The 20,564-nt window shown below is 41.1% G+C and carries 17 protein-coding genes and 1 other RNA gene; 6 read left to right on the top strand and 12 right to left on the bottom strand.

Annotated elements, in window-relative coordinates; all coding sequences use genetic code 11:
• The first annotated feature begins 272 nt into the window (after positions 1-272).
• A complete protein-coding gene (gene psb32, locus ACWATR_RS09265; RefSeq protein WP_420759260.1) occupies positions 273-1,010 on the top strand; it encodes a photosystem II repair protein Psb32 in 738 nt (245 codons plus the stop codon).
• An 81-nt stretch (positions 1,011-1,091) separates the two neighbouring features.
• Here psb32 and ACWATR_RS09270 read toward each other — a convergent pair whose 3' ends face one another.
• Entirely contained in the window at positions 1,092-1,475 is a 384-nt protein-coding gene (locus ACWATR_RS09270; RefSeq protein ID WP_460331636.1) for a DUF4346 domain-containing protein, read from the bottom strand.
• Between the two features lie 285 nt (positions 1,476-1,760).
• Between ACWATR_RS09270 and ACWATR_RS09275 the strand changes: the two genes are divergently transcribed.
• The 3 genes from ACWATR_RS09275 to ACWATR_RS09285 are packed head-to-tail and all read left to right on the top strand — an operon-like array spanning position 1,761 to position 3,609.
• A complete protein-coding gene (locus ACWATR_RS09275) occupies positions 1,761-2,465 on the top strand; it encodes a hypothetical protein (RefSeq protein ID WP_460331638.1) in 705 nt (234 codons plus the stop codon).
• Positions 2,466-2,479: 14 nt separating this feature from the next.
• Positions 2,480-3,112 carry a hypothetical protein gene (locus tag ACWATR_RS09280; protein WP_460331640.1) on the top strand — a complete coding sequence of 211 codons (633 nt, stop codon included), beginning with the start codon at positions 2,480-2,482 and terminating at the stop codon, positions 3,110-3,112.
• A 26-nt stretch (positions 3,113-3,138) separates the two neighbouring features.
• Positions 3,139-3,609, top strand: coding sequence for a tetratricopeptide repeat protein (locus tag ACWATR_RS09285; RefSeq protein ID WP_460331642.1), 471 nt, complete (start codon positions 3,139-3,141; stop codon positions 3,607-3,609).
• 137 nt (positions 3,610-3,746) lie between these two features.
• On the opposite strand, the gene ACWATR_RS09290 is transcribed toward ACWATR_RS09285, so the two are convergent.
• Positions 3,747-4,928 (bottom strand): GNAT family N-acetyltransferase, encoded by a 1,182-nt coding sequence (locus ACWATR_RS09290; protein WP_460331644.1) that lies wholly within the window; start codon positions 4,926-4,928, stop codon positions 3,747-3,749.
• A gap of 137 nt (positions 4,929-5,065) precedes the next feature.
• On the bottom strand, positions 5,066-5,806 hold the full coding sequence (locus tag ACWATR_RS09295) for a RibD family protein (RefSeq protein WP_460331646.1): 741 nt from the start codon (positions 5,804-5,806) through the stop codon (positions 5,066-5,068).
• Positions 5,807-6,099: 293 nt separating this feature from the next.
• Here ACWATR_RS09295 and ACWATR_RS09300 point away from each other — a divergent pair, with 293 nt between their 5' ends.
• Positions 6,100-8,217 carry an ATP-binding protein gene (locus ACWATR_RS09300; protein WP_460331648.1) on the top strand — a complete coding sequence of 706 codons (2,118 nt, stop codon included), beginning with the start codon at positions 6,100-6,102 and terminating at the stop codon, positions 8,215-8,217.
• A 60-nt stretch (positions 8,218-8,277) separates the two neighbouring features.
• Here ACWATR_RS09300 and ACWATR_RS09305 read toward each other — a convergent pair whose 3' ends face one another.
• The 9 genes from ACWATR_RS09305 to groL all read right to left on the bottom strand — a co-directional run bounded on the left by ACWATR_RS09305 (position 8,278) and on the right by groL (position 19,270).
• Positions 8,278-9,579: a hypothetical protein gene (locus tag ACWATR_RS09305; protein WP_460331650.1), complete on the bottom strand. Its 1,302-nt coding sequence runs from the start codon at positions 9,577-9,579 to the stop codon at positions 8,278-8,280.
• 1 nt (position 9,580) lies between these two features.
• A complete protein-coding gene (locus ACWATR_RS09310; protein ID WP_460331652.1) occupies positions 9,581-10,309 on the bottom strand; it encodes a hypothetical protein in 729 nt (242 codons plus the stop codon).
• On the bottom strand, positions 10,306-12,387 hold the full coding sequence (locus tag ACWATR_RS09315) for a tetratricopeptide repeat protein (RefSeq protein ID WP_460331654.1): 2,082 nt from the start codon (positions 12,385-12,387) through the stop codon (positions 10,306-10,308). Before ACWATR_RS09315 ends, ACWATR_RS09310 begins: the two co-directional genes overlap by 4 nt.
• Positions 12,388-12,806: 419 nt before the next feature.
• Positions 12,807-13,919: a Gfo/Idh/MocA family protein gene (locus ACWATR_RS09320; protein WP_460331656.1), complete on the bottom strand. Its 1,113-nt coding sequence runs from the start codon at positions 13,917-13,919 to the stop codon at positions 12,807-12,809.
• A gap of 92 nt (positions 13,920-14,011) precedes the next feature.
• On the bottom strand, positions 14,012-14,731 hold the full coding sequence (rnc, locus tag ACWATR_RS09325) for a ribonuclease III (protein WP_460331657.1): 720 nt from the start codon (positions 14,729-14,731) through the stop codon (positions 14,012-14,014).
• A 173-nt stretch (positions 14,732-14,904) separates the two neighbouring features.
• Positions 14,905-15,323, bottom strand: an RNA gene (gene rnpB, locus ACWATR_RS09330) — RNase P RNA component class A.
• A 48-nt stretch (positions 15,324-15,371) separates the two neighbouring features.
• On the bottom strand, positions 15,372-16,067 hold the full coding sequence (locus ACWATR_RS09335) for a hypothetical protein (RefSeq protein WP_069068953.1): 696 nt from the start codon (positions 16,065-16,067) through the stop codon (positions 15,372-15,374).
• A 64-nt stretch (positions 16,068-16,131) separates the two neighbouring features.
• Entirely contained in the window at positions 16,132-17,274 is a 1,143-nt protein-coding gene (gene corA / locus ACWATR_RS09340; RefSeq protein WP_460331658.1) for a magnesium/cobalt transporter CorA, read from the bottom strand.
• Positions 17,275-17,596: 322 nt separating this feature from the next.
• Positions 17,597-19,270, bottom strand: coding sequence for a chaperonin GroEL (groL, locus tag ACWATR_RS09345; RefSeq protein WP_460331659.1), 1,674 nt, complete (start codon positions 19,268-19,270; stop codon positions 17,597-17,599).
• A gap of 158 nt (positions 19,271-19,428) precedes the next feature.
• Here groL and ACWATR_RS09350 point away from each other — a divergent pair, with 158 nt between their 5' ends.
• Entirely contained in the window at positions 19,429-20,511 is a 1,083-nt protein-coding gene (locus ACWATR_RS09350; protein ID WP_460331660.1) for an MraY family glycosyltransferase, read from the top strand.
• The last annotated feature ends 53 nt before the right edge of the window (positions 20,512-20,564 follow it).

Here is a 20,564-nt window from a genome sequence, read left to right on the forward strand (position 1 = left end):
ACGATATGATTTCTAGATGGTTTGCAAATTCCGCCCTCAGTATTTGGGTTAATCCCCAAAATGGGCGGTATTTCTTGTAACTAGCAAAAGTGTTAGCGTCAAGTTAATGCTTGCAACCGCCCTCATCAAAAGTTTGTGCAATCAAAAAATCCCGTACAATCTATATCTGCTAGCAGTAGTAGAAATTTAATACTTGAGAAAACTGGGAACGAGGTGATTTTTGCAGTGGTTCTGTAGTATTTTGGGTGCAAGTCTGTCTTAGGGATCACACAATGAAACAGCTCCTCAAACAACTATTTAGCAGTCAAAAACACCTCATCCGGCTAATTCTACCTTTGGTGATGGTTATTTTAGCAGCCTCGCTGTTTGCCACACCTGCTTTAGCCACAGGTGTGTATCAAATACCCAATCTCAAAGCAGGGAATGACACCTGGGTTTTGGATCAAGCTGAAGTCATCAGCCGTCTGAATGAAGGTAAAATTAGCAGCGCTTTCGAGGATTTGGCAAAACAAACAGATAAGGAAGTTAGAATTGTTACTGTTCGCCGCCTCGATTATGGCGAAACACCAGAAAGCTTCAGCAAAGAACTGTTTAAAAAATGGTTTCCTACTAAAGAAGCCCAAGCTAATCAAACCTTATTGATTATTGATACGGTTACCAATGGTACTGCCATTATTTCTGGGGATCAAGTCAAGCCTTTACTCACAGACTCTATTGCCGAGAGTGTCGCTACTGAAACAGTAAGTGTACCGTTACGCAATGGTAACAAATACAATCAGGCATTTCTAGACGCGAGCGATCGCCTTGTCGCCGTTCTCTCTGGCAAAGCCGATCCAGGGCCACCCAAAATAATTGATAATGTGCAGGTTGGAGGTACTTTCAAGAAAGCAGAAGAAACCGACCAAGGTAACGCTACTGCTTGGGTAGTAGGATTGTTAATTGCCGCCACCGTTATCCCAATGGCGACTTACTATATCTATCAGATAAATCAGCCATCATCTGATGGGTAATGGGAGAATCATTCAATTTTAGATTTTAGATTTTAGATTTTCCTTCAATCCAAAATCCAAAATTCAAAATCTAAAATTGGCTTAATCTTGAACATACTCTTGTTCTGTAACTAAAGCCACCTCAGCCCGAACGAATTCTCGACCCAAATAAGCTGCATGATTTAATTGAGTTACTGGAGAGGGCTGAGTTTCTTCAAAAATTTTCACACAAAGTTCTTTCGCCGTCCTCGCGCTAAAAACTGTCGTATGAGTTCGTTCTACCTTTTCTCGCGCTGGAATTACCTTTCCCGTTTCTGGATCGACAGCTAAACCGCGATCGTCAATTACATTTGTAAAATGCTTGGCATAAATTAACCTTGCATCTCGATCCAAGTAAATAATGAAATATCCACCGGGATCAAGGTCAATATGACGCTGGGAAAGTTTATCATCAATTGCGACCAAATTTTCAACTATCAAATCCATAAGCATTATAAAAAGAAATTTTCTTTTTTGAGGGTTTTTATACCCTATATCAAGTGTAATTCCTATCTTCCTTAGTCTTCTTGATATCTTTCAGATATTTTTGATTCCTGTTACTTAAAAGTAAGTCAAAAAGCTTGTTATTAATTATACTTAGATTTTGAATCTATAGCAGCCCCATTGGTGCATAAATTTACTGAAGCCATAGTTACAAAAAAAAACTATATACTCGCCTTTAAATGAAATTTCAAAGCCCTGCGAAAGGCTTACTTACTTCAGTTGTTAATCATGAATTACATACGAAAAATAGCGCTATTCACCGGGGTAGGAGCTACAGTTGCCATAACTCCGTTTGCTGTTCAAGCTCAAACCTGCGCTAATTCTAGCCAAACACCATTAACTAAAAGCAGACTCGATCAAATTGCTACGAATCAAGGTATACCACTATCTCAAGTTGGAGTAAAATTTGAACGGTTCGCACTGAGTACACTTAAACCAAATGATCCAATTGCTTCCAACAGAAGACTTTTTCCTTCACCATTAAGGCAAATAAAAGCTGGTATCGGTAATGTACAACCAGATGGGGTAGTTCCGCTTGTAATTAATTTGATACCATTTTTTAGTTTTACTTACCCGGATAGCGTCTTTTATGAGTCAAAGGCAGTACGCGGTACTTTATTGCCTCCAAGCTATGAAAACTATCAAATTCTTGGTTTCCTAGATGTTCTCGATAGGAGTCCTGCAATAGCTAACAATGAAAACCCAGCGATTGTTTTTCTCACCACATCCGATGTCAGAAGAATAAGTTCTAAAACAATTGCTGAAGCTAGTCGTAGAGGTATAGGGGTCTGGCATTCCATAGGATGTGAAATTGTACCGCCGCTTGGTAATCTTCAGATGGGTAAGGCTGAATTAGTAAATCCAATTGTGTATATCCTTCCAGGAAGGGTACCTACAGGTTATGGTGGCCCCGGAAACTTTGGTAGAATTTAAAACTATTTACCAAAATGTCAATATATTTTGTCAGAGAAGAAGGTATCCCTATAGAGCAGCGTAGAGGATTAGAAACAATTGATCGAAATCTTGTGTTTGTTGTTGTTCGAGCATCTGTAGAACAAGTTTCACAAGCATTTAGCACTTTAAGACAAATGAATGTCTGGGTACGCAATGCGTATGAATGCGAAATTGAAATTCAGAATGAAAGCACTTTTGTTTTTCAGCTGCGGGGACATCCCTGGAGCTTAATTTATAAACCTCATATGTCGTCGATACGAATTTACTTAACAGAAGAAGATGCTAGCAATCTTTCAGAATCTCTGAGTACTTCTGTTATTTACTACGCTGGCAGCGATACATGCGGCACTATTGAATATCATCTTTACAGTAATGGGATTCTACAAGAAAAACTTTATTTTGAAGAGGAATTAAAATGCGAGTTTCAGTCTCACCTTCGCCAATTAGAAGCTAGAAATATTGAAGATGCGTACACATTTACAATGAATTTCATCCGCGAACAAGAAGCTTATATTCCCTGCATAGTTGAGGTAGAAGAACTACTAGCAGGTCAACACACAACTCTACGTATCGAGGATTTGATGCTTAATGAGGTGGAACGAATGGATTATCTAGCACAACAATAAACTATTAGCATTAGGAGTAATCTAAAATGAAATTAGTAACAAAGCACCTGTCCATTATATTTGGTGTATGTTCTGCGTTTATCATCTTCCCTATAATTCTTGACTCTGTAGCGAAAGCTCAGGAACAATCAGCTTGTCCATCGGGGCAAGTCAGGGATTCAAATGGTTTGTGTAATTTAAGTAGTCAAGGACAAGAGTCAGGAACTATGGCGAATGCTGAAGAATTTTTCCGAAGTGGGCGTAATTTTGATAGACAAGGCCAGTCTCAACAGGCAATTGCTGAATACACGCGAGCAATCGAGCTTGATCCTAACTATGCGGAAGCTTATGTTTTTCGAGGTAATGTATTGCCTTTAGAAGGACAACCACAAAAGGGGATTGAAGATGCCCAGAAGGCTATTGCTATCTACAATTCCAGAGGAGATTCAGTAAGGGCAGCGATGGTGCAGCAACTAGTAGAGAATATCCAAAGAGGCATTAAAGAAGGTGAATTTTGACGAATAATGGCACAAATACCGTCTCGATCGCCAAGAGTTTAATTTCACAATTTTGAAAATAAGGAAAATTTGCATCTGTTTGCCGAGTAAAGCTTAATTATTCGGCAAACAGATGCTATGAAAGTAGTTCCTTTTCCTCAAGCATTTTTCTCACTAAATGGCAACTCTGCATTAATGTCCTCAATCTGCTGCTGTTCGAGTTGATTAACTTCCTTAATGTAGGGACGGATAATTTGTCCTAAACGATTATTGTAAAAGCGGTGCAAACTATGATTGGGCATAGCTGGGAAACCACGCCGTTTTTTGTGACGCCCACCCGCGCCAGGATCAAAAATTTGGATGCCGTTAGCGATCGCCCACTCAATTGGCGCATAATAGCAAGCATCAAAATGTAAGCAATCTATTTCTTGAAAACTCCCCCAATAGCGTCCGTAGAGTTTGTCACCTTTAAATAAACAAAAGGACATTCCTAAAGGATAAGAGTTATCTTGTTCGCTATATGCAGCAATAAACAAGACTCGATGGCGATAATCGGTGTATAGCTGCTCAAAAAACCGCTGTGTGAGATACTTGCTACCCCACCAGCCAAACTTATCACAGGTGTCAGCATAGAATTGATGCATCAAGGGAAACAAAGACTGAGGAATTTCATCACCAGTCAACGGTTGTAATCGTAAACCAGCTTTCTCCACAGCTTTGCGTTCCCGCTTGATATTGCGGCGCTGATTGGCGTTAAACACCTTCAAGTAGTCATCAAAAGTTTTAAAGCCAGCATTTTCCCAGACGTAGCTGTGATGCAGCCAAGTTGTAAAGCCATGCCGTTCCAGCATCGGACGCCACTGGGGATCAACATAGAGAAAATGACATCCAGAAATTCGATTTTTGGAGCAAAAAGTGTCAATTTCATGCACCATCATCGCGGTGATTTCATCCTCATCTTCTCCTGGGGCAATTAGAAACCGATAACCTTCAGCGGGAGTAAACGGTGTCATTCCCAGCAATTTTGGGTAATATTGAACTCCGATGCGATCGGCTAACTCTGCCCATTGGTGATCGAAAACAAATTCGCCAGAACTATGTCCTTTAAGATAAAGTGGCGCAGCAGCAATCAGCGTTCTATCTCGCCACAATGTCAAGTGATTCGGCAACCAACCAGCTTTAGCCGTAGCACTCTGGGAAGTTTCGAGATTGTTTAGCCACTCCCATTCTAAAAACGGTGTTTTGAGTGGCATTGCCAAAGCATTCCAGGCATTTTGGGGTACTTCAGCGATTTTGTTCGTCCAAACGACAGAATAGCGAGGCTTAAGTTGTTCCACCATATTAGGGGATTTCGGAGTGGGGGAAGAGGAGCAGGGGGAGCAGGGGGAGCAGGGGAAGCAGGGGAAGCAAGGGTGGAATAAACTAATACCCAATGCCCAATGCCCCATGCCCAATAAATAACTTAACTTAGCTTAATCTAATCTGCTGATCGTTGTAGGCGATAGTGCAAAAACACTTCTTGCTCAACGGTATGAACTTCTAGTAGTTGCAACTTGGGAGCTAAATTGGGTAAAAATCCTTTCCCTTCTACAGGTGTTGGTGCGGTATTACCACCTAAAATCAGCGGACAGACAGTCAGCCATAATTCATCAATTAAATCTAATTGCAGTAAGGAAGCGACTAATTCACCTCCACCTAAGACTACCAAGCGTGTTATATGTATATTGGCTAAATGTTTTAAAGCTGCGGGAATGTCAATTTCTCGTGTTGGTGTTTCAAAAACCAGAATCTGCTCAAATTCTGGAGGACACTCCTGTGATCCGGTTCCCAGAGTTGAGTGAAATGTCTGTAAGCGTTCTTTCCATGAAAGTGCTCCCGCTGTTGTCGTGAGTAGCCAGCGTCTAACTGGTTGCTTAAAAAAGTTAATTTCCGGATTGAGGCTTGCAGAGTGTGTAGTCACTATATGAACTGGCTGCGGAAGCTTTCCCTCTTGCGCTCGAAGTTTCACTAAATCTGGATCTGATACAGTAAGTGTTGTTCCGTAGGCCCGGAGAGTACCAGCACCGAATAAAACGGCATCAGCGGCAGCGATTTGTTTTTCTAAGTGTGCTTTATCAACCCTTGAGCCAAACCGGGCAGGCGATCGCTTAAAATCTGCTATTTTGCCATCTGCACTCATTGCTAAAACAACTGTAGTATGAGGACGATGTTGCAACATTAGATTGATTTGATAGTTTTAATATTTTCTTTGCTAGTGTGTAGATTCTAAAAAAATCTATGCTTGCAAGGTAATTTTTCCCGATTTTACCACTGTATTTCTATGCAACACAAATCGCTTTTCCATTTACCATATATAAGTTTTGGTATACTACGTTTCTTTTTAAATTATAGCAATTTGTTATTTTTAAACATTGAAAATAAAATTCTGATAATTTAATAAAATGTCTCATCTAGCTCGTCTAATTACATATCTTTGCTGTTGTGGTTTGCGGATGCAAAGTGAGACACTCAATGACTAATTCCCGCCAATCTTCCTTTCGTCGAATTTTAGTAACGAGAATATTGCTGCTATTCGTTCCAGTTTTACTTATAGGTGAGATTGTTGCCTTGAATAAGGCACGTTCTAGCATATTGGGAACTGCACGTCAAAATTTAACAGAAAGCGCCATCAGTAAAGGACAGAGAATTGAAGATGCGATCGCTCTCTTAAAAGCTCATTTGTTGACTGTAAGTAAAACAACAGTAATTCCATCGGGTTCACCAATACAAGAGCAAGAAATTCTCACGCAGTTAAAGCAACAACTTCCAGCCAGTGTTGAGTGCATCCAATTAACGGATCTGCTAAACCAGAAAATAATTGCCAGTAGCTGTGGAGATCAAGCAATAGGAAAATTGACATTACCTTTACCTAGTGACGGAATTGATGTCAAAAAAATCTTCCCGTCAAAGACAGGAATGACTGGTAAAAGAAACACAGAAAATCAACTGCAAGTAGTGTTATCTACACCAGTCTCTGATAGTCGAAAAAATTTATTTTACAGTTTAAGTATTCAGTCTGCTTTGTACCAACAAACCAGAAATCAGCCGGGATCGCTCAGAGGAGCTATGATAGTGATTGCTGAAGATGGGACGGTTTTGGCGCACCCATTGACAGACTGGGTGGGAACTAATATCAATCAGCACCCAAATTTTTCCCAATTTAAGACCATAATTAAAAATGCCATTGCCGGACGAAACGATCCAATAAATTTGTCTTTTACAGATGGTCAAGAATTATTAGCTGGCTATACAGTTATTACAGATCCGCTTACTCAACAACAACAGCAAAAATGGATAGTATTAGCTGTTACTAGCGTCGATAATGCGCTTTTTGGTTTAGAGGAAATCAAACTAATTCTCATCGTTTTGACAGTCGGTTTAATTGGTGCAAGTTTGTTAGCATCCCTATGTTTAGCTCCTTACTTGGCACGTCCTGTAGAAGAATTGCGAGACTACGCTCTCAATATTCACTCTCACCATGCTGCACAACCAGTTCCGCAGAATTTTCAAATCCGGGAATTCAATCAACTGGCCCAAGCATTAAACCAAATGGTAGAAAGGCTCAAAGCTGGGGCAGAAGAACTAGAAATAGCTTGGAAAGAAGCAAAAAGCGCAAACCAGATTAAAAGCCAGTTTTTGGCTACGACTTCTCATGAATTGAGGAATCCATTACATACTATTATTAGCTGCATTCGCGTGGTTAAAGATGGCTTATGTGATAGCCGCGAAGAAGAAATGGACTTCCTCAAACGTGCCGATGAAACAACGATTCATTTGCTAAATATTATTAATGATTTGCTCGACATTTCTAAAATAGAAGCAGGTAAGCTTTCTGTAACCACTACACCTCTTGACCTCCGACAAATATTGTTAGAGGTGATTAATTTACAATCAGTTAATGTTCAACAAAAGGGCTTGCAATTAAAATGCGAGTTAGATCCTCAAGTAATACCAATTAAGGCAGACGCAGCAAAACTAAAGCAGGTATTGATTAATGTGATTGGCAACGCCACTAAGTTCACCGACACAGGAAGCATCACTATTACTACAGAAATTCAATCTAGCAATGTAGTGGTAATAGTTAAAGATACAGGTATAGGAATTGATCCCACTCAACAGCACAAACTATTTCGCCCATTTGTCATGGTGAATGGCACAACCAGCCGCCAGTTTGAAGGCACTGGACTGGGACTAGCAATTTCACGAAACTTAATCGAACTTATGGGAGGTAGGATTACTCTTGAAAGTACAGGACTTCATCAAGGTACGACACTGAAAATTACTTTACCTTTGATTGATATCTCCTTGTTACCTGTTCCCAAGAAAGAAGAAAATGTCGGGGATCTTGGATTTTCCCGTGGGAATGAGGGGACAAAAGCAAGCCACTACCCTAGCTTACAAGAGTCTGGGAGAAGTCCCTCTTTGAAGATTAACAAATCTGTAAAAGCAGGTGTAGACAAAGAGAAGCCATCAAAGTTCCAGTTACTACTTGGGAACGAGACTTACGAGATTAGTCTTTCGCCACAGCAAACTCTCTTGGTAACTCTTCCCAAAGCAGAAGTTTATGCAAATTGGACTTCTAAAAGGTAATCCTTGGTAGATTGTAATTTAAAATTCAAAAAAATAAATTGGAATCCTCACTCCTAACAGCTATGATTTTGACGCAGATTTAGAAGTGTTACTAAATAGCCAAGATAGAAGATTAGCAACCGTAGCAGCCCCAAAAGAGAACAGCGCAATAATCGCATCACGAGGTAAAACACCATCTAACCAGCTACCCTGGATTCTCGAAACTGGAAAATCAGGATGTAAACCGATTTGAATCTCTTTGGTTTCTCCATAAAACCGCGCTTCTATACCTTTTTCAGGCAAAATTCCCAAATGCAGTATTTCTTGAATATTTAGAGGAGTCTTAGGATTTTCTCCCATGAGAAACTGATTTTGCTTAATGTCCCTCTCCTGTTCTACCATGCGGATTTTGCCTTCCACAATAGTAGAAATCGTATAATTGTCTCTGATATTAGAAGCTTTAACTACATCTATAAATTGAACATTTTTGGTTTTTATATTTTTTTTTGTAAACCATCGTTTTGTTTTATATTTTAGAGTTTTATCTTTTATTTCAGCTTTGGGAGTTTTATCTTCTGTTTCATCTTTGATAGTTTTATCTAGAGTAATATAAATATTGGTATCTTGCGTAATTTCTAAATTGATATTTTTGTTGTTTGCATTTAAATAAAATTCTAATGGGATTTGTTTATTTAACTGAATTGGTAATTTGAAGTCTGGTAATTCGTAATCTTCCACTATAACTTTGACTTGTTGTTCACCTAAATATATATCTAATGTATTTGGGTTGATTTTTTGGTTTAAATTAGAATTTGGTTGTAGAGAAAAAGTCAGTTTATCACGAAAAAAGTCATAACTGAGTTCACTTACTTTTGTATTTGGCTGTAGCCGTAGTCTATCAAGGCTGATTTCACTAGTGTCTTCAGTATTAACAGGGGTAATAATCCATCTACTCTTAGGGTCTTTTAGCTGGATTTTTAAAGAGTTTAATTTCTTAATTTCCGGCCAACTATCACTTTGAAAATTTCCTGTGAAAGTCAGGGTTTGTTTGCCTTCATTGTCTAATTGTTTGATGCCGCTAATATCTTGCAGGAAGAGTATGGATTCATCTTTGATTACAAAACTCATTTTTTCAGCAACGATATTACCTTCAAATCTATGAGTACCAGGTACAATAGCGGCAAAGGTGAGTAAAGTAAGAAATAAAATTACCAGTAGCGCTAAAAAGAAAGTTGGATGATTTGAAATAGTTCTTAGTAAGCTCTTTAATGCTGAACTTATAACTAAAAATATAGCAATTAGATATCTTTTCAGGTAATTCAACCATTGGCGAATATTGATGAAGTTGGAAAATTTTTGTTTGGCTTTTTGCCAGAATGCCATGTTATTTCAACCAATTTGGGTTATGTTCAAATACAAATGACTTTTTAATGCGATCGCTAGGTTCATTTATTCGGTCAATAAAAGCAACGTAGTGTATTTCGTAGCGCCCAGATGGGGCATTGCGTCCATCCCAGGTAAAAATAGTTTCACCGTTTCTGGCGTTAGGCTGCTTAGTCTCGTATATCGTTTCTTGAGCTTGGGAGAGGATTCTAAAGCTAGTAAATCTTACTTGATCCTCCGAATAAAATACAAATTCATACTTGCCAGAAGTTTGCCCCAGGATAACTGGAACATAGATAGGTTGTGAACCAAGGTTATACAATGCCACAGCGCGGAGGCTATTTGCTAGAATGTTTGCTTGCTTAAGAACGTAAGTATCCCAGCTAAAGCTGAAAAGCAAACCATTTTTAGTCAATGACAAGTCATCCAGTTGATAGTGATAGTTATTACCAAAAGATGCCACTGTTACCTGCGGGTTATTACCGCCACTGATTTGAGGAATTTGTAGTGTGAGAGTTTTGCCAAAACTGGTAACGTTCCGGGTAGCAATGGAAATTAAGCTTAAACTATTGCCATTTATTTGTTCTTCTCTGATACCTTCACAGCGGTTAGGTGGTTCCCGGCGGATATAGTCAGTAGAGCGGGGGTTCCCTTCTTGGCAATAAGCAGCGGCAGGAAGATAATTGATGCTGAAAATTAATAGGCTGGTAGGAATAATTTTATAACTCATAATTTGTTTAAATTAATGTTCCAAATAGAAAGTTGTTTTATAACCTTAGATATGGGAAAAGCTAAATTTCGGGTTTCGCCTCTTTTTCGACCATCAACGGCATAAACTATGCCTAAAATTTGATTTTGTGAGTCAAGCACAGGACTGCCAGAAAAACCACGTTCAAGCACGGTTTCAGATATTTCTAGTTTTTGGTTGTTATAATTACTGATTTGTCCCGATTGCATAGACCAAGATTTAGGTTCTCTCCTTTTAGAATTATGACCAATAATCCGAATGGGCATTTTTGGGGTAATTGCAGTTGAGGAGATGGTTAATGGTTGGATATCTTCTGGTAGATTACTGGCTATTTCCAAAATAGCTAAATCCAGTTCTTTGTCACAGATCATTTTGAACAGCTTGGCATCTCGCCGCATTAGGACTTGGTTTGACGGCGGTAAACTGAAAAATTCAACTTGAATATCTTTACCCTGTTTCGAGCCATCAACAATGACATGACAATTGGTGAGGATTAATGTCCGATTAGCTTCTCGCTTAATTACTACACCAGTGCCAGTGTCTGCTCCTAGTCTTTTAATACTCTTATCAAACAATGCAGTGATGCGTACCACAGAACGCTTAATAGGTACGCTTGGATCATCTTTAGGCAACCATTGGCGATCGTCCTCTACACTGCTGAGATTATTCTCTTGCACTTTCAGAGACCGCCTTGCTTCCTCAGTGTTGTTATGGGCATAGGAATAATTTCCGTCAATTTGCTCTGCCTCGTCATACTTTTTAATGGCCTCTTCTAGTTTCCCTTGCTGTTGTAACAAAAAACCCCAACCATTAAGAGCAAGAACACGAGTGCTAACTGAAATTCCAGATATATCTTCTGGCAATGTTAAGGTTTTTTGGAAGTTTTTGACGGCATCATCTAATTTGTTCTGCTTCCTCAGTACATTGCCGAGATTGTTGTAAGCACCAGCATAGTTAGGATTGAGTTGAATTGCTTTTTGGAAGTTTTTGACGGCATCATCTAATTTATTCTGGTCACTCAGCGCAGTGCCTAAATTGTTGTAAATATCAGCACGGTTAGGGTTGAGTCGAATTGCTATTTGAAAGTTTTTGAAGGCATCATCTAATTTGTTCTGGTCAGTGAGTGCAATGCCCAGGTTGTTATAAGCATCAGCATAGTCAGGGTTGAATTGAATCGCTTTTTTGTACACATCAACGGCATCATCTAATTTGTTCTGCCTATACAGGGCAATGCCAAGACTGTTGTAAGCATTAGCATAGTTAGGCTTAAGTTGAATTGCTATTTGAAAGTTTTTGACAGCATCATCTAATTTGTTCTGGTCAGTGAATGCAAGACCAAGACTGTAATAAGCATCAGCGTAGTCAGGCTTGAGTTGAATCGCTGTTTGCAAGTTTTTAACGGCATCATTTAATTTGTTTCGGAATCTCAGCACAACGCCGAGATTGTAGTAAGCATCAACATAGTTAGGCTTAAGTTGAATTGCTGTTTGCAAGTTTTTGACGGCATCATCTAAATCATCTAATTTGTTTCGGAATCTCAGCACAATGCCGAGATTGTAGTAAGCATCAACATAGTTAGGCTTGAGTTGAATTGCTGTTTGAAAGGCGGCAACTGCTGCATCTAAATTGTTCTGATTACTCAGCACAATGCCGAGATTGTAGTAAGCATCACCATAGTTAAGGTTGAATTGAATTGCTTTTTCGTAAGCGGCAACTGCGGCATCTAAATTGTTCTGCTCACTGAGGACAATGCCGAGATTGTTGTAAGCAGTGGCATACTTAGGGTTGAGTTGAATTGCTTTTTTGTAGGCGGCAACTGCGGCATCTAATTGGTTTTGGTCATACAGGGCAACACCGAGACTGTAGTAAGCAGCGGCATTATTTGGTTCAATTTGAATAATGCGGCGATATATTGCCTCTGATTGTGGGTATTTACCCGCTTCTTGGGCAGCTTTGCCTTGTTGAAATAGCTGTTCTATATTGTTTTGAGCGACTACAAACTGGGGTGTGGTAGCCAGCGAGAAAGTTAAAAATAAAGTAGTAAATATACGGTTGTGCATAATCATGCTCATACTTTTGCTGATTTTATCAGGACTTACCCGAAAATCCCTAAAAATCGGATGAATTTTTGATAAATGCTTGTGAATAAGGCTTTGAACTCCATTAATGAACCTCAGAGCTTCGTGAATGAGTCTTTGAACTCCGTTGATAAACCTCGGAGCTTCGTTGATGAGTCTTTGAACTCCGTTAATGAACCTCAGAGCTTCGTGAATGAGTCTTTGAACTCCGTTGATGAGTCTTTGATACTCGTGAATGAGTCTTTACTCCATTAATGAAGTAAAATGGGCGGTTATTCAATACGATCCCAAAGACGCGATAAATCGCCGTCTCTACAAAGGACTGATTCTTGTAAAGACGGCGATTTATCGCGTCTCTTGCCTTAACCGAACAGTATTGGGCGGTTATTCTCAGGGGAAAATCAGACTTGAGAGCAGTCGTTAAGAAAAACAGGTTGGCCGCCTTGCTCAAGGGATGTTGTTAAAGCAGCAAGAATTTCTACTAACTCAGTGCCTACCCAGCCAGACGAAACCTCTGAGGGAGTATTGTTAAGGATAGAGACAACAAAGCGATCGCAAACTCGCCCCAATGGTTCCCCTGATTCTAACTCCAGCACCACCTGCTTTTGATTCACAGGAATAAATTGATTACCCTGTTGTTCAAACTCCCCATGTAGCAGGGTTAGAGGTGATGATCGCAACATCTCATCAAAAATCAAGCTACCAAGGCTACCTACAATCCCCAGCCGTCGCTGCTTATCAGGATTTAACCAACACAAATGAATATAAGCTTGAAAGCCATCTGGGTATGTCAGTGTTACCCATACTAGATCAGCCAAACCTTGAGGCAGAGGAGAATTTATATCTTTCTTCTGCTCTGCTCCCCTGCTCCCCTGCTCCCCTGCTCCCCTGCTCCCTTGCTCCCCTGCTCCCTGAAGCCACACTGTACCCGTTGCTTGTACTTTCACAGGAATCTGACCTAGCCAAGCGTTAAAGATAGCAATATCGTGAATAGCTAAGTCCCACAGCGCATCAACATCTTGCCGGACAGGCCCTAAATGGGTGCGCGTCGCGTAGCCATAGCGTAAATCTCCTAATTTCCCCGCCTGTACTACAGTTTTTCCTCGCTCAACGGCTGGGTGAAATAAATAAGTATGGTCAACCATGAGTATTAAATGATGCTGCTCTGCTAGATGGCAAAGTTCTCGGCATTCTACTGGGTTGAGAGTTAGAGGTTTTTCTGCTAAAACATGATATCCCTGCTGGAGAGAATCTTTAATTAAATCATAGTGAGTGGTAGCAGGAGTAGCGATCGCCACCCCTGTCAATCCTGGCACTTTCTTTAAATCTTGCCAATGAGTTGTTAATAATACATTTTCATCTAAGCTAAATTGCTGCTTTACCGCCGCTAATCGTTCTGGATGAGGATCTACTACAGCAACTACATTTACTTCGGGATGTGCTAAGAAATTTCGCAGCAGATGCACTCCCCAACGTCCAACTCCGATGACAGCAATTTTTATTTGGTTTGTCATTAGTTATTTGTCACTTGTCATTGGTCATTAGTCATTAGTCAAATAACAAATGACTAGCAACTGATTATCAGTTTATTTATAATCTTTTGAGTTCAGGGGTTTTCCGGATTAGAGATTGCTAAAAAAGCTACCTTGGCTGCGGCTTGTTCAGCGGTTTTGATTGAGCGTCCCTTACCAACTCCTAGCTGGTTTCCGTGCAGCCACACTTCAGCCACGAAACGTTCATGATTACGGTGCGGTTGACTTACTTCTACAACCCGATACTCTGGTAAAACTTTAAATTGTGCCTGAGTCCATTCTTGGAGAGCAGCTTTGTAATTAAGTCTGGCAGGATCAAGGCGAATTTCTGTTGCTAATTGTAGGAAGTGGGGATCTAGCCAAGAGCGGATCAGTTCTAGATTTTGAGTACTTAAGTAAAGCGCACCCAGAACTGCTTCAAAAGCGTCTGCTAATCGTGACTCTAGACCCACTTTATCAGCCGTAGCACTGCCAGCAACTAGTAAGTATAATTCCAAACCATAAGCTCTGGCCAATTGGGCGAGGATGCGATCGCTCACCAATACCGAACGAATTGCCGCAAAATCCCCTACGGGACAATCGGGATAATTTTCCCATAACACAACAGCCGACACCAGGCGCACCACTGCATCGCCAACAAACTCCAGTTGTTCATAATTTGCCGAATCAGAGACAGTGGGATGAGTTAGCGCTAAATCTAGCAGTTCCCACTTTATAGGTGCTTCTAGCGACAAACCTAATTTTTGGACTAAACTTTCAAGTTGCCGTTGACGGCGTGGATAGGCAAGGGACATTACATAACAAGGGGAAGGGGGCAGGGGGCAGGGGGGCAGGGGGCAGGGGGGCAGGGGAGGCAGGGGGGCAGGGGAAGCTAATAACTCTTGACTCCTAACTTCATAACTCCTAACTCCCAACTCCTAACTCTTAACTCTTAACTCTTAACTCAGCACTCAGCACTTAAAAAAGGGGGAGAGAGCAGTACATAAGCCGGGTTCTGTTCTCTTGCGAGGGCAGTTATCTATCTGGGACGCCTGTTACCAGACGCCTCTAGCGGCTCTCATTGAGCGGAACTGGTAAAAGACCAACCATAGTTCCTATCGCCTTGCTCCCAACCGGGGTTTACCGAGCCAGCACCTCTCGATACTGCTGGTGCGCTCTTACCGCACCTTTGCACCCTTACCAGATCAATTAAAAATGCAAAATTAAAAATTAAAAATTGTTCATTTTACATTTTTAATTTTTAATTGATCTGGCGGTATCTTTCTGTGGCACTATCCTCACGATCGCTCGCACTGGACGTTATCCAGCAAGTTTGGTCTTTCGGGAGTCCGGACTTTCCTCAAACCAGTTACTATGACTGATCTGCAACCGCCTGCGTCTACTCTCTCCTTAGATCCAGTGTAATCTTGGATGGCATAGTCTGTCTGGTTGATATTACTTTTTTTTATTCCAAGGTAGAGCGTAAGTCCAAGGTAGTTTCCTAACTGTGAAAGGACAATTGATAATACTAATGGGAGGAAAATCACGACCTGGGGCTAGACCTAAACGTACCTCAGATATCCTGAGTACTAGTTGCAGGGAAAAGTCCAACTCCTTTCTTCTGTTGATAAAGTCGTTGTACAGCTTTTTTTGCCCTTTTTGCAGCCCGTTAATATCAATTAGTGGTTTTTTGGCTGAATAGGTTCCAGCTTCTTTATCGCGCTCAAATACATCTTCTGCTGTCACTGTTTCAGAAAGTGTTTTTTTGGGAGCAATCAGGCTAGGACTTTGAGGTACTGCTAAGTCGCGGGTTAAGTCTGGTGATTTCCGAATCACACGCCGCGATTGTTTGCTATGTTCAACTACTAAAGAACTATTGTCCCAGTCAACGTATACGGCAACATTCTCAGATTTATTTTCTATGCTAATTCCTAAATCTTTCAAATCTTCAATTGCGTATGAGGGTTTAAGTTTAAAGGAAATTCCAATTTTGTCGTCGAGATTTTGTTCTTTGAGTTGTTCATCAACGATTCCTTTTTTAAACTCAAATTTAACTTGGTCATCGATGGATTCAACCATGCGGTTAAAAACATAAGAGACACCAATAATATAAATCGTCAAAACTACTAAATTCTGGTCGCTACTCCTCATAACTCAGAATCTTAACTCCCGGTGCTAATGAATATATATTTGACTCATTGCTAATCTACAATTTTTAATTGCGCTTGATCACTACAGAATTTTGCAGCCAGCCTCGTCGCCAAAAAAAGAATACCAAACTAAGTGCGATCGCTATCATTACTGCCCAGCAAAGTGGGTAGCCCCAATACCAATTCAATTCAGGCATATTATATGGCGATTTTTCAGTATTGAAATTCATACCATATATTCCGGCCACAAAAGTCAGGGGAATAAAGATTGTTGAAACTATCGTTAGCACCTTCATGATTTCATTCATTTTATTACTTACTGCCGAAAGGTACACATCCATTAATCCAGATGATAGTTCTCGATAAGTTTCTACCATATCCATTACTTGCACTGTATGGTCATAACAATCTCGCAGGTAGATTCGTACTTCTTCGCCAATTAGTTCACTACCATCTCGAATTAAGGAATTAATTGCATCTCGTTGGGGCCAGATAGCACGACGTAGTTGCAGTAGTTCTCGCCTAATTTGATAAATATTTTGTAGTGTTTGTGGCGTTGGTTTAACTATTACCTCCTCTTCTAACTCTTCGATTCGCTCTCCATAAAGTTCCAGCACTGGGAAAAAACCATCAATAATCGCATCTAACAGAGCGTAAGCTAAATAATCCGCTCCCTGTTTGCGGATGATACCTTTATTTTTTTCAATTCGCGATCGCACTGCTTCAAAGCAATCATGTTCTGGTTCCTCTTGTACTGTCAACAAATAATTTTTCCCTAATATTAAACTCACTTGCTCACTATAAAAACCACATGTTTTCTCCTTTGGTACTACCATGCGGGCAATGAATAGCAATTGGTCTTCATAATCCTCTGTTTTGGGACGCTCTGGTACATTGACTACATCTTCTAAAACTAGAGGATGTAACTCAAAGACGTTACCCAATCGTTGTAATATGTCTTGACTACCTAAACCTTGTACATCTACCCAAGAAATCGATTCCGCATCAAGATAGGGGAGACACTCCTCTGGAGTTGCTATTTGTTCACGGATGAAATTGGTTTGATTATAGTCAATTAAGAAAATTATTGGTAGCGGAGCATCTGCATCAATAATTATGGTTCCTGGTAAAGTTCCTGGTTGGTGATAGAACTCATCTTCGTATAGCTTGGTGACTATTTTAGGAAGGCGAGGCAGTCTTCGTGCCATAAAATATTACCTAATAGTGATATTGTCATTTGTCATTGGTCATTGGTCATCTGTCATTTGTCATGTGTAAATAACAAAGTACATAAGGATAACTTACACGTAATTTTTCCAAACTTAATATAAAGACGGTAATTTCTAAATTACGCAATTATTTAGATTGATAATTTGGTCATCAGTCAGATTTAATCTGACAAATTACGAATTACGAATTACGAATTACGAATTGGTATAACATATTGCTTCTGAATCAGCAATGCTACAAAAAACAGTTTGCCTGGGCAAGACAAACTGTTTAAAAAATATTTATCTGGGTGAGCAGATGTTAGAACATACCCATGCCGCCCATGCCGCCCATGCCGCCCATGCCACCCATACCGCCCATACCGCCCATATCAGGAGCAGGAGCAGCAGATTTCTTCTCTGGCTTTTCAACAACGATCGCTTCGGTGGTTAAGACCAAACCAGCAATGGAACCAGCATTTTGCAAAGCTGAACGCACGACTTTGGCAGGGTCGATAATACCAGCAGCGATCAAGTCTTCAAATTCTCCGGTAGCGGCGTTGTAGCCAATGTTGAACTCGCTATCCCGGACTTTAGAGACGATTACAGAACCTTCAGCACCGGCGTTGTCTGCTATTTGGCGCAAGGGGGCTTCTAGCGCTCGTTCGACAATATCAGCCCCAATTCTTTCTTCGTCATTTTGTAAGGTCTTTTTAATCGCTTCTACCGCCTTAGCTAAGTGAATTAGGGTCGTTCCACCACCAGGAACAATACCTTCTTCCACGGCTGCTTTAGTAGCGTTCAGTGCGTCTTCAATCCGTAGTTTGCGGTCTTTGAGTTCGGTTTCGGTTGCTGCACCCACTTTAATTACCGCCACGCCGCCAGCAAGCTTGGCGATGCGTTCTTGAAGTTTTTCTTGATCGTATTCAGAATCGGTTTCTTCCAACTGTCTACGAATTTGACCAATCCGCTTTTGTACTTCTGGCTTGGTGACACTGCCAGCTACAATGGTGGTGCTTTCTTTATCAATGGTAATTTTGCGGGCAGTTCCCAGCGCTTCTAGAGAAGCGGTATCTAGGCTCAAGCCGATTTCTTCGGAAATCAACTGTCCATCGGTGAGAATGGCAATATCTTCTAACAAAGCTTTGCGGCGATCGCCAAACCCAGGCGCTTTAATGGCAGCTACAGCCAGTACACCCCGCGCTTTGTTAACTACCAAAGTTGCCAAAGCATCACCTTCGACATCTTCGGCGATGATTAACAAGGGCTGACCAGAACGGGCAACTTTTTCCAAAATTGGCACTAAATCTTGGATGCTGCTGATTTTTTTGTCAGTAACCAAGATCCGAGCGTTTTCAAATTCCACAATTTGCCGCTCGTTGTTGGTGACGAAGTAGGGAGAAATGTAACCTCTGTCAATCTGCATCCCTTCAACTACTTCTAGTTCAGTTGTGAGGGATTTAGATTCTTCAACGGTAATGACACCATCTTTGGTGACTTTTTCCATTGCTTGGGCTAACATTTGGCCAACTTCTTCATCGTTACCAGCAGAGACAGTAGCAACTTGAGCGATCGCACTTCCTTCTACTGGCTTGGCTATCTTGGCAATTTCTAGTACCAGTGCCTCAATAGTTTTGTCGATCCCACGTCTTAAGCTAACTGGATTACTACCCGCCGCGACGTTCTTTAAACCTTCCCGAATCAAGGCTTGTGCTAAAACTGTGGCGGTGGTTGTACCATCACCAGCGACATCTTTAGTTTTTGAGGCTACTTCCTGGATGAGTCTTGCACCAGTATTTTCCAAAGGATCTTCTAATTCAATTTCCTTGGCAACAGTGATACCATCGTTGACAATTTGAGGTGCGCCAAACTTTTTTTCTAAAAGGACATTGCGACCTTTGGGCCCCAATGTGATTTTTACGGCATCGGCAAGGGCGTTAACACCCCTTTCTAAAGCTCGCCGCGATTCCTCGTCAAATGCAATAATTTTTGCCATGTTTCATTTCTCCAGCGCTTCCATTAGACAATTTAGCACTCACAGCGCAAGAGTGCTAATCTCTCAAGCGGCTCAAGTTACAAATGGAAATAAAAAAAATTGATTAATATACAGGTGATGCTCATATTAGATACTGGCAGTAATGCTTGAATTGGGAGATGAATCTAGACAACTCCCTTAAGTCCCTCGGTATTGCCGACCCTAGCGGCACCGGCTGGTTGGCAGTAGTATTTACGTTCCTATTGGCTTGGCTTGTAACTTGGCGTTTAATTCCGACAGTACGAAAATTTGCCTTGCGGGTAGGTTGGGCTGACCAACCCAACGCACGGCGACTCAATCGAGAACCTTTACCCAATGCAGGGGGGCTAGCTATCTACGCGGGTGTGATTGCCGCGCTGGTATTAGCTAGCCTTTTACGACCGATCGAACTCCAAAACGTATTGGCTCAGGTGCTCACTATTCTGTTGGGGGGTTCGATATTAGTTCTTGTGGGCTTTATCGATGATCAGTTCGGCTTACCGCCCTCTGTTCGATTGTGGGCGCAAATTGTCACGGCACTGTTGCTGGTAGCTAATGGCATCAGTGTTCAAGTGATGTTTGGTACTCCCATAGACTCTCTCCTGTCCATGTCACTGACAGTACTATGGGTAGTAGGGATTACCAACGCCATCAACTTGATGGATGGTATGGATGGCTTGGCGGGAGGAATCAGCTTTATTACCGCCATGAGTTTATTGGGGGTTGCAGCCCAATTTAACAACCGTGCAGCGGCAATCTTGGTACTCGCAGCCTTGGGAGGTGCTGCACTGGGCTTTTTGCGCCATAATTTCCATCCGTCACGAATTATTATGGGTGATGCCGGAGCATACTTTTTTGGCTATGTGCTGGCAGCAACTAGTATTTTAGGAAAACTGCAACAAAACACAGTTTATGCACTAATTCCTACGGTTTTATTTCTGTTGTTACCAGTGCTAGACACCACTCAAGTATTTGTGCGGCGGCTACTAGCAGGAAATAACCCTCTCAGTACTCCTGGCAAAGACCATTTGCATCACCGCTTACTTGCTTGGGGACTTTCCCAGCGCAATGCTGCGTTCACTCTTTGGTCAATTACCTTAGTTTTCAACTTGCTGGCAATGAGAATACAAGGTATGAGTTTGGCTGTATTACTGACTACCGCCAGTAGCATTATCCTTCTTTTAGGCTTTACTGTCTGGCAAAGGATACGCCAACAGCCTTAGTTGCTTGTAGGGTGGGCATTACAATGCTAGCCCTACTATGTGACTGATAGGCA

The organism is Nostoc sp. UIC 10890 (assembly GCF_054786515.1).

Coding starts and splice junctions, on each gene's coding strand:
- psb32 (WP_420759260.1), top strand. CDS start 273: ATGAAACAGCTCCTCAAACAACTATTTAGCAGTCAAAAACACCTCATC.
- ACWATR_RS09270 (WP_460331636.1), bottom strand. CDS start 1,475: ATGGATTTGATAGTTGAAAATTTGGTCGCAATTGATGATAAACTTTCC.
- ACWATR_RS09275 (WP_460331638.1), top strand. CDS start 1,761: ATGAATTACATACGAAAAATAGCGCTATTCACCGGGGTAGGAGCTACA.
- ACWATR_RS09280 (WP_460331640.1), top strand. CDS start 2,480: ATGTCAATATATTTTGTCAGAGAAGAAGGTATCCCTATAGAGCAGCGT.
- ACWATR_RS09285 (WP_460331642.1), top strand. CDS start 3,139: ATGAAATTAGTAACAAAGCACCTGTCCATTATATTTGGTGTATGTTCT.
- ACWATR_RS09290 (WP_460331644.1), bottom strand. CDS start 4,928: ATGGTGGAACAACTTAAGCCTCGCTATTCTGTCGTTTGGACGAACAAA.
- ACWATR_RS09295 (WP_460331646.1), bottom strand. CDS start 5,806: ATGTTGCAACATCGTCCTCATACTACAGTTGTTTTAGCAATGAGTGCA.
- ACWATR_RS09300 (WP_460331648.1), top strand. CDS start 6,100: ATGACTAATTCCCGCCAATCTTCCTTTCGTCGAATTTTAGTAACGAGA.
- ACWATR_RS09305 (WP_460331650.1), bottom strand. CDS start 9,579: ATGGCATTCTGGCAAAAAGCCAAACAAAAATTTTCCAACTTCATCAAT.
- ACWATR_RS09310 (WP_460331652.1), bottom strand. CDS start 10,309: ATGAGTTATAAAATTATTCCTACCAGCCTATTAATTTTCAGCATCAAT.
- ACWATR_RS09315 (WP_460331654.1), bottom strand. CDS start 12,387: ATGCACAACCGTATATTTACTACTTTATTTTTAACTTTCTCGCTGGCT.
- ACWATR_RS09320 (WP_460331656.1), bottom strand. CDS start 13,919: ATGACAAACCAAATAAAAATTGCTGTCATCGGAGTTGGACGTTGGGGA.
- rnc (WP_460331657.1), bottom strand. CDS start 14,731: ATGTCCCTTGCCTATCCACGCCGTCAACGGCAACTTGAAAGTTTAGTC.
- ACWATR_RS09335 (WP_069068953.1), bottom strand. CDS start 16,067: ATGAGGAGTAGCGACCAGAATTTAGTAGTTTTGACGATTTATATTATT.
- corA (WP_460331658.1), bottom strand. CDS start 17,274: ATGGCACGAAGACTGCCTCGCCTTCCTAAAATAGTCACCAAGCTATAC.
- groL (WP_460331659.1), bottom strand. CDS start 19,270: ATGGCAAAAATTATTGCATTTGACGAGGAATCGCGGCGAGCTTTAGAA.
- ACWATR_RS09350 (WP_460331660.1), top strand. CDS start 19,429: ATGAATCTAGACAACTCCCTTAAGTCCCTCGGTATTGCCGACCCTAGC.